The sequence below is a fragment of the Bacillus sp. NTK074B genome, assembly GCF_017303375.1.
GTDB lineage: Bacteria > Bacillota > Bacilli > Bacillales > Bacillaceae_B > Rossellomorea.
The window spans coordinates 1-258 of the sequence record NZ_JAFKOH010000226.1 but is presented as its reverse complement, the minus strand read 5'-3'; the positions used below and the strand labels follow the sequence as shown (position 1 = coordinate 258).

The following is a 258-nucleotide window of genomic DNA, read 5'->3' as shown; positions in this document are numbered from 1 at the left end:
GAAATTATAGATGATTGTCTGCTCATGACTAAGAGTAAGGCAGATAAAAAGAAAATAGAATTATCTGTAGAGTATGAAGGTAACCTTAGTATTAAAGGGGATGTTCACAGGTTAAAACAGGTTTTTCTTAATTTAATTGCAAATAGCCTTACCTATACACAAGAAAATGGCAAGGTTGATATTTCAGTTAAAGAAGCCAGTGAAACCGTTGACTTTATGATATCTGATAACGGCATAGGTATAAGTAAAGAGGAAATA

At 32.2% G+C, this 258-nt stretch carries 1 protein-coding gene; it reads left to right on the top strand.

Annotated features, from left to right (window positions below):
- Nucleotides 1–24 precede the first annotated feature (24 nt).
- A partial coding sequence (locus JI667_RS22120; RefSeq protein ID WP_206858652.1) for an ATP-binding protein occupies nucleotides 25–258 on the top strand: 234 nt, incomplete at its 3' end.